1 protein-coding gene and 1 pseudogene are annotated in these 1,793 nt (G+C 32.3%); one reads left to right on the forward strand and one right to left on the reverse strand.

What is annotated here, in order from left to right:
- Nucleotides 1-119: 119 nt before the first annotated feature.
- Nucleotides 120-365, reverse strand: a complete 246-nt coding sequence (locus KAOT1_RS04200; RefSeq protein WP_040559315.1) for a hypothetical protein — start codon at nt 363-365, stop codon at nt 120-122.
- A gap of 653 nt (nt 366-1,018) precedes the next feature.
- Here KAOT1_RS04200 and KAOT1_RS23515 point away from each other — a divergent pair.
- A pseudogene (locus KAOT1_RS23515) lies at nt 1,019-1,404 on the forward strand (HU family DNA-binding protein).
- Nucleotides 1,405-1,793 lie beyond the last annotated feature (389 nt).

Below are 1,793 nucleotides of genomic sequence, written 5' to 3' on the forward strand. Positions count from 1 at the left end.
CCAAAATATTTTGTTGGTTTAAGCTGGAGATTGTCGATTTGTTAATGTTTAGGTTTTTTAGATTCTTTTTTTTCATGACGCTGTGATTTTAGTGTTTTCTTTTGAGTTCTTTTAATGATCTAACAAATTGGTCGCGTATTGGCGTCTAATTCATTGGTTTTGCAAACAGCTGCCGTACATATTTGCATGGAATCACATTCTGCAAACCTTGAACAGGTAGTCACGGTAGCTTGCGGAACGGGAATTGGACACGGACGACGTAGCGTGATAATCACAATGATATCACCACCTGAAATGGCTTGTTGATTCAAGTTAGAAATAGTCGTTTTGTGTACATGTAAACTTTTTAGACTCTTTTTCTTCATAATGTGATATTATAATCATTTAAAAAGTTAAGAATAAATCGTAAGGAAGTAGTACGGTTTTGCCATACAAGTTTGTAAGGTAGAGTTGTTAAATAACGTGAGTTCGACTTAATAAATCACTATATAGTTCATAATTCACTGAAAAATAACTAATTGTCAGTTCGAGCATTATCGCAGATACCGAGCGTAGCTCACGAGAACACTATAAAAAATAAAATTTTGATTGAATCTCGATAGCTACGCTAGGTATCTTCAATTAAAATATATTTTAATTTCATTAATGCTCGATTTGATATTAAGTATAATCTACTGACAATCAATTTTATAATGAAATAGTTATATCGAACTCACGTTAAATATGTTATTCTTTTGAAGTGTATATTTTTTTATCTCGGAGAGCAACGCAGGAGAGTCAATTTTCGTGATTGCAAATTCTTGTTTGCTAATGGAAACGTTCTGTATTGAAACGATGCATTTTTTGACTGAAAAGTTATGGAAATCATTCAAATTGCTAAGTTTTGTGAGAAAAATTGGAAGCGACTACGGATGTTTTTCCTGAATTTTAAAAGCTTAAACACCATTCATGCTTTTAGTTTAAAAAAAATTACTGAGTTTTACTTTCAAATACATATAAACACAAAAATTAGAAGCTTATGCCAGTAAAATTTAAAGTTATTCAAAAGAAAAATCCGCAAGACTTAGCGGCAACTCCAAAAAGCTATGCTATTGCTATTAGTGATGGTATCGCAGACATTGACAGACTATCAGAATTGGTAGCCGATGGTTCTACCGTTCGTCAAAATGATATTTACGCTGTAATTATCGGTTTGGTCATGCCATTCAAGGAGAGTTGAAAGAGGGAAGAAGTGTCAACCTACGAAAACTAGGTACGTTTGCTATTTCATTAAGTAGTACAGGTTCTGATACGGAGGAAGAAGTAAACGCAAGCTATATAAAAAGTGCCAAAGTGAACTATCGTCCTGGAAAAGAAATCGCAAACATGCTAAAAACTTTGGCATACACAAAAATAAGTGCATAAGGAGCAAATTATCAGATTTCAACGTAATTTTTTATGTGACTAGCGAATTTTTATAGATTTTCTAGTCACATTGTTTGTAGAAGCAGCGGAGGGTTTTTGTGCAACACTTGTTGAAATAAAAGCACAAGTCACTAAAATAAACAGTATTAGTTTTCTCATTAGGAAATATTTGGTTCAGTAAAATCAAAAATAGCAAAGTTCAACTAGGGAAATCTAGTTTTTAACGTTCTTTAACTTTTGTCGAAATTTTACACAGGAACCAACAGTAACTTTAGCTATTTTCACGTTTACACAAATTCATGATAGCGAATTATTTTACTGAACTTAGCTTTATAGACTTCTAATGTTATCGTTTTTATTGAATTTTTCCAAGTGGTTAATGAGACTTG

It is taken from the genome of Kordia algicida OT-1 (assembly GCF_000154725.1).
GTDB lineage: Bacteria > Bacteroidota > Bacteroidia > Flavobacteriales > Flavobacteriaceae > Kordia > Kordia algicida.

Bases quoted from the DNA above. Each gene is read 5' to 3' on its own strand.
- KAOT1_RS04200 (WP_040559315.1), bottom strand. From the start codon at position 365: ATGAAGAAAAAGAGTCTAAAAAGTTTACATGTACACAAAACGACTATT.